This window comes from Streptomyces sp. NPDC007905 (assembly GCF_042959345.1).
GTDB lineage: Bacteria > Actinomycetota > Actinomycetes > Streptomycetales > Streptomycetaceae > Streptomyces.
Genome location: NZ_JBIBKS010000023.1, coordinates 137,748 through 144,420, shown reverse-complemented (window position 1 = coordinate 144,420; position 6,673 = coordinate 137,748). Strand labels below are relative to the sequence as shown.

The window sequence follows — 6,673 nt, the reverse complement described above, 5'->3', positions numbered from 1 at the left end:
CCCGCGGAGCGGGTCCCATCGCGCTGCGCGCGATGCAAGCGAACACCCGCGCTGCGCGCGGGTGTTGCGCTTCCGCTCCGCGGAAGCGTGAGCGACTCGCTTCGCTCCCCGCACAACTCCCACGCTTCGCGTGGGAGTTGGCGCTCCTTGCGCTGCGCTCCAGGAGCGGGCCACTACGTGGCCGGCCCCGGGCTCCGCCCGGGGCTTGAGGCGGTTCTCCGCTGCGCTACGAACCGCGTGCCTCGCACTGCGTGCGAGGCATCGGGCCACGCTCCGCGCGGCCCGGGCTGGCAGCAGTAAGGGGTGGGCTCCTGCCGTTGAGCCGGGTGCGCGCTGGCAGCCTCCCCCCTTGGTCGCACATCAGGTGGGAGTGCGGGCGCGGGCCGGCCGAGCGGCCTGCTGGGATTGCTATGCCGGCCCAGGGTCGCTTCGGGGTCACTTGTGCTGCTGTTCGGTACGGCCTTCGAAGTCGCGCCGGATCGCGGCTCCCTGATCCTCGATCAGTCCGGCCTGGTCGGGGAAGTCGAGAACCGCGCCGCAGTGGTTGCACAGCTTCCCGTCTTCGGCGGGCGTGCCGCAGGCCTTGCAGAACCGGTTGCTTTGAGTGTTCTCAGTGTTGTGGGTCATGGGCTTTCCTGGTCGGGTGGGCGGCAGTGCGTGCGGAGTACCGTGGGCTTCGCCCTCATACGGTGCCTTCGCTGCGCTTCGGTCACCGGGTGGCACAGCGCGCCACGAAGCCGGCCCCGCTGCGCGGGCGTCGGTCAACGGGCCCACAGCCCGGGCAGCTACGGGGGCGAGCTAGTCAGGCTGGGTGGGAGTGGCCGGCCGGGTGGCTAGAAGACCTGTCTGCCGAGGTCGCGTCGCATTGCGATCCGCAACTCCGCCAGCAGGAGCTCCCACCTGTTTCGGGCCTGCACGTAGTCCTCACTGGTATGGAGCGCTCCTGCCTCCACGAGGTCTCTGAGATCCCGCAGGGACCGAAACGCGGCAGTCGACGCCTCGACGACTTCCCTAGGCGCCACGACCGCGATCTGATAGCGCAGTTCGTAGGCGTTCCCCTCGTGGAACGCCTCAGCAGTCCTGCGGAGGCGTTCTTCATCTGGCATGCCAGTCGGCCTGGCCGCCATCCGCAGCTGGTTCCGCGTCCTGGCGAGAGCGGCCAGGTAATCGCCGTACAGCTGCTGCCGTGCGGCCTGGTCCTTGTCTTCCCGGCCGCGCCTGGTCCGTATCTGATCCGTCGCCAGTGTGGAGGCGATGCCGATGACAGCACCGAGTGACGTGCTGACGATCGGTCCCCAGTCCATGACGGGGATCCTACGAGACCTGGGTCAGCGCATGCAGGGGTCCACCGCTAACCGCTGCATCTCAGTGTGATGCAGCATGTAGCATTGGCGTAATTCAGGGACCTCTGGCAGAGAGCCGCATCGTGTGTTGATCTACGAGTATCTTCCGCATGAGCTTGCGCGGCTCGGAGTGATCGCGAGGGCCGCGGGACTCGATCGGCGCCAGGTGGCCGCGCAGGTACGCCAGGCGCAGGAACGCGCCGGGCGCGCACGGGTGGGGTGTGCGGAACCGCATCACTTGAGTGAGCTGGTCGTCTCGGAGCTGCGGTGCGTTCAGTGGGAGCGGATCGCCCCTGTCATGGGCAGGGAGCAGGTGGCCGTGTACGCGCGTTCGCTCGACTCGCGTGCTGTCCGCTGTGAAGAGCAGCGGTTGCAGCGGCTGATGGCGGACGTGGCCGAGGCCGAGTGGTCGGGTGTCACGGCTCCTGAGATCTCGCGGCATCGCGTCTGCCGGATCGGTGCCCGGGCTGTTGCCGGCCGTTCCCGCCCGGGCGCGGCGGCTCCCGTCGTTCATCTGATGGCTGCGTCAGCCGGAGAGGCTACCGAGCGCGCTTGGGCCGTGCACGGCAAGGGCGGCGGTCCCTACCGGCGCACCGGGGGCCGTATCGCCTCCGTCGAGCAGGTCCTCCCCGAGTTTGGAGAGCTCTTTTGATTCAGCTCCGAGAACACCAGGTACGGCAGAAGTCCGCTTTCCAAAATTGGGTGCGATTTCCGGCAAGATCTTCAGTCCGGGCGCAGGGGGCGCGGGGCACGATTGTGTCGGCGACCGGGTCGGGGAAGACGATCACGGCGGCCGCATGCGCGCTGGAGAGCTTCCCCGCCGGCCGGGTCCTCGTGACCGTGCCGACCCTGGACCTGCTCGTGCAGACCGCGCAGGCGTGGCGGGCGGTGGGTCACCGCGCTGCGATGGTGGCGGTGTGCTCGCTGGAGAGCGACCCGGTGCTGGACGGGCTGGGTGTGCGGACGACGACGAACCCGATCCAGCTCGCGTTGTGGGCCGGGTCGGGGCCGGTGGTCGTGTTCGCCACGTACGCCTCCCTCGTGGACCGTGACGACTTCGACGACCCGGAGGGCCAGGGGCGTATGCGGGGGCCGTTGGAGGCTGCTCTGGCGGGCGGGGAGCGGCTGTACGGGCAGCAGATGGCGGGCTTCGACCTCGCCATCGTGGACGAGGCCCACTCAACCACGGGTGATCTTGGTCGGTCGTGGGCGGCGATCCACGACAACACCCGTATCCCCGCGGACTTCCGGCTCTACCTCACCGCTACCCCGCGGATCCTGGCACCACCCAGGCCGCAGCGCGGGAAGGACGGGCGCGAGCTGGAGCTCTGCTCGATGAGCCAGGAATCCCCCACGTTCGGGCCGTGGCTGGCCGAGTTCGCTCTCGCCGAGGCCATCGAGCGGGGCGTCCTCGCCGGGTTCGAGATCGACGTCCTGGAGATCGAGGACCCCGACTACTCCGTGGGCCTGTCCGACGAGGCGCGGCGTGGCCGGCGCCTGGCGCTGCTGCAGGCCGCGCTGCTGGAGCACGCCAGTGCCCGCAACATCAAGACGATGATGACCTTCCACAGCCGGGTCGAGGAGGCCGAAGCCTTCGCCCTCAACCTCCCGCAGACCGCTGCGGACCTGTATGCGGACGAGGTCACCGCCCACGCCCTGGACGAGGCCGCCGCCAGGCCGCGCTCCCCTCTCGGTGCCCAGCCGGGGGACGTCGTGGAGGCCGGCCGTCACGTTCCCGCGGACCGGGTATGGTCGGCGTGGCTGTGCGGGGACCACCTCGTCACCGAACGCCGCGAGGTCCTACGCCAGTTCGCCAACGGCATCGACGCCGCGGGCCGGCGGGTACACCGGGCGTTCCTCGCCAGCTGCCGCGTCCTCGGCGAAGGCGTCGACATCAGAGGCGAGCGGGGAGTGGAGGCCGTCTGCTTCGCCGACACCCGAGGCTCCCAGGTCGAGATCGTGCAGAACATCGGCCGAGCCCTGCGCCCCAACCTCGACGGCACCACAAAAGTCGCGCGGATCATCGTGCCCGTCTTCCTCCAGCCCGGCGAAGACCCCACCGACATGATCGCCAGCGCCTCCTACGCCCCCCTCGTCGCCGTCCTCCAAGGCCTGCGCTCACACTCCGAACACCTCACCGAACAACTCGCCAACCGGGCCCTCACCCGAGGAACGCGCAAGGCGCATGTCCGGCGGGACGACGACGGGCGCATCATCACCGGTACCGGTGCTGGTTCCGGCGCCGGTGAGCAGGAGAGGCGGGAGGCGGGGAGCGGCGTGGCGGAGTCGGAGCTGCTGCAGTTCTCCAGCCCACGCGACCCCGCCACCATCGCCGCCTTCCTGCGCACCCGCGTCTACCGGCCGCAGTCACTGGTCTGGCTCGAGGGCTACCAGGCCCTCCTCCGCTGGCGGACAGCAAGCAACATCACCGGGCTGTACGCCGTGCCCTACGACGTCGAGACCCAGGTGGGGGTGACGAAGGCGTTCCCGCTGGGGAGGTGGGTGCACCAGCAGCGCAAAGCGCTACGGGCAGGCGAGCTCGACCCCCACCGCAAGGAACTGCTCGACGCCCCCGAGGCCGGGATGGTGTGGGAACCCGGCGACCAAGCCTGGGAGAACAAACTCGCCACCCTCCGGTCATACCGGCGCGCCATGGGGCACCTCGCCCCGCGGCAGAACGCCGTCTGGGACGACCCCGACGGACAACCGGTCGCGATCGGACAACTGATCGCCAACCTCCGCCGCCCCCACGGCCTCGGCAAAGACCCCGACCGAGCGGAGCAGCGCGCAGGGCAGCTGACCGGGATCGACGAGGACTGGAACTGCCCCTGGCCCTTGGACTGGCAACGCCACCACCGCGTCCTCGCCGACCTCGCCGCCGACGAGCCGGACGGCCAGCTCCCCGACATCGCCCCCGGCGTCATCCACGACAACGACGACCTCGGACGATGGCTTAAGCGGCAGAAACAGCCCGGCACCTGGAAACTGCTGTCGCCCGAGCAGCAGGAACGACTGACCCGACTGGGCGTGACACCGGTGGAGACGCCGTCCCCGGCCTCCGCCGCCACGAGCGCGACGAAGGGCCCAGGGAAGGCCGGGAGCAAGGCACAGGCGGCGTTCCAGCGCGGACTCGCAGCCCTCACGCAGTGGGTCGAACGGGAAGGCCAGCGGCCCGTACCCCGGAAGGCGGTGGAGACCTTGCCCGACGGCACCGAGACCAAGCTCGGCATCTGGTACAGCAACACCAAAACCCGGCGCGACAAACTCGACGCCGAACAGCTCACCGCGCTGCGGGAGCTCGGTATGGAGTGGGCCTGACAGCCGTGGAGCATCAGTTGCCCGGGCGCAGCGACCGTGCTCTGAAGCGTACATTCAGCGTACGCAGTACGTACCAAGCGCGTTCTTGCCCGGCAGAAGCAAAACCGCAACTCTCACCGACACCGGACTGATCGACCGGCATACTGCAGCCCCGCGGATTGGGTTTTTTGCGAAGATGTCCGCCGGGCCGGCGACCACGAGACCTGGTGAAGTGACCCGTAGCCCCGTCCTCCTGCGGACCGCTTCCCTGCGGCGGGAGACGACCTCGTCGCTGATCTGCCGCATCGCCGACCGACGCCGCCAGCAGCAAGGCGTATGACGTTCGCGGTGGGGTCGGGCGCTCTTGGGCGAGGACCAGGCCGTGCACGCTGTAATCCCGCTCGGGTACGGCGTCGCGGGCATCGGGGCGTGGCGTTCGTGCATGTCCGGCTGTGGTCCAAATTCCCTCCACGGGTGCCCGACTTCCTGAAACCCTTGGGCGGTACTCAGCACCGGAGGGGACGGGGGGCCACCTGCCTTGATCATCTTGGACACGAACATTCTGCGGGGCTTCAAGCTCGACAGCGTCAGCTCGGACCTCCTCAAGACGATCCGCGCCGCAGGGGTCGAATCCGTTGGCGTGCCGTGGGTCGTGCTGGAGGAACTGGCGTCACACCGGGCAGTGCCGTACCGGGAGAAGCACGAGGCAGCCGTACGAGCCTGGGAGAGCTTTAGCAAAGCCACGCCGTGGCAGGTCGACGGCCTGCTCCCGTCGCTCGACCTGGAGCGCTTCCAGCAGCATTGGCGGGAGCAGTACCTGGAGATCGTCGACGAGATCCAGACGAGTGAGGCCGCCCTGCGTGAGGCGACGTTCCGGGAGTCGAACGTTCTCCCGCCCTGCAAAGCCATCGTCGTCAACGAGCGCGGTGACCAGGTGAAGACGGGTGGTCGAGACGCCGCGATCTGGCTGACCGCCGTCGAGTACGCGCGGGAACACCCCGAGGAGACGGTCTACTTCGTCAGCAAGAACACCGCGGACTTCGGAGACGGGACGGCTTACCCATCCCCGATGGACAAGGACTTGGAAGGCATCGAAGACCGGTTTGTGCACCTCACCTCCCTCGGTGAGGTGGTGAAGATGTTCACGGTGCCGACGAAGGTCGATGAAGGGCAGGTACGTGCGATCCTCTCGGGCCCAGAGAGCCTCGAGGTGATCAGCGCTGAGGCGGCCCGGAAGATGGAGGCGGAGGCGAGCAACGTCTACATCCGCCTTGTGCCCAAGTTCGAGGGCGCGATGGCGTTCTTGGCTAGGGATGCCGAAACCGGCGACTTCGAAACGGTTACCACTGAGCCAGTGCATGTCAGGGGTTGGACAGGAGCACCCTCCGTCGCTTTCAACGACATTGGTGAGCTGAGCGCCTACCGCATCGGGGACCACGTCTGGTGTGCGGCAACGGTTCGGTGGATTCTCAGCGGTCCGGCTGTTCTGGACGACACTCTGCGCGTGGAAGGCGTCGGGTGCGCGTGGGATACACGAGTCCTCGCAAGCACGACGCAAAGTGACTCCCGGCTCACCGTTCTACGTAGCCAGGCAACACGTCCTCTCTCCACCGAAGAGTTCCTCACGTTCACGCCGCCTCCCGCCTCACTGGCAGAACGCGTCGAGCAGGCCAGGCGCGTGGCTCCGTGGCTCCAGCGAAGTGGGCCCTACGAGACGTTCGAGATGCCCCTCTGGGGTAACAGCAGGCTCGGATCCTTGCTCCGGTATCCCGGGCACCCCTGGTGGGCTCATGGGCTCTCTGAGGGCCACAGCCCTGAGTAGTGCATGCGGCAGAGGATCTGCGACCGGCACGCCATTGCGTTGATCGATCCCGACTGAACTGCCCGTGGCCGCTGGACTGGCAACGTCACTATCGCCTACTCGCGGACCTCGCGCCGACGAACCCCAAGGCGTCCTGCCCGACATCGCACCCGGTGTCCTCACTCGGTCGAGCGCGGGTGGGTGTTGAAAGCAGCGGGCTGTCTGGGCTGGG

The 6,673-nt window shown here is 68.4% G+C and carries 5 protein-coding genes; 3 read left to right on the top strand and 2 right to left on the bottom strand.

The genetic code is table 11. The features are described from left to right. Window positions 1-435: 435 nt before the first annotated feature. The gene (locus tag ACFZDC_RS33310; protein WP_391329619.1) at window positions 436-627 is read right to left on the bottom strand and encodes a hypothetical protein; all 192 of its coding nucleotides are present in this window, start codon (window positions 625-627) and stop codon (window positions 436-438) included. 206 nt (window positions 628-833) lie between these two features. Further along, window positions 834-1,304, bottom strand: coding sequence for a hypothetical protein (locus tag ACFZDC_RS33305; protein WP_391329618.1), 471 nt, complete (start codon window positions 1,302-1,304; stop codon window positions 834-836). Window positions 1,305-1,428: 124 nt separating this feature from the next. Between ACFZDC_RS33305 and ACFZDC_RS33300 the strand changes: the two genes are divergently transcribed. From ACFZDC_RS33300 to ACFZDC_RS33290, 3 genes are all read left to right on the top strand, one after another. Further along, window positions 1,429-1,995 carry a hypothetical protein gene (locus tag ACFZDC_RS33300; protein ID WP_391329616.1) on the top strand — a complete coding sequence of 189 codons (567 nt, stop codon included), beginning with the start codon at window positions 1,429-1,431 and terminating at the stop codon, window positions 1,993-1,995. Continuing rightward, window positions 1,992-4,661, top strand: a complete 2,670-nt coding sequence (locus tag ACFZDC_RS33295) for a Helicase associated domain protein (RefSeq protein WP_391329614.1) — start codon at window positions 1,992-1,994, stop codon at window positions 4,659-4,661. Before ACFZDC_RS33300 ends, ACFZDC_RS33295 begins: the two co-directional genes overlap by 4 nt. A 526-nt stretch (window positions 4,662-5,187) precedes the next feature. Continuing rightward, window positions 5,188-6,462, top strand: coding sequence for a PIN domain-containing protein (locus ACFZDC_RS33290; protein WP_391329613.1), 1,275 nt, complete (start codon window positions 5,188-5,190; stop codon window positions 6,460-6,462). Window positions 6,463-6,673 lie beyond the last annotated feature (211 nt).

Coding starts and splice junctions, on each gene's coding strand:
- ACFZDC_RS33305 (WP_391329618.1), bottom strand. CDS start 1,304: ATGGACTGGGGACCGATCGTCAGCACGTCACTCGGTGCTGTCATCGGC.
- ACFZDC_RS33310 (WP_391329619.1), bottom strand. CDS start 627: ATGACCCACAACACTGAGAACACTCAAAGCAACCGGTTCTGCAAGGCC.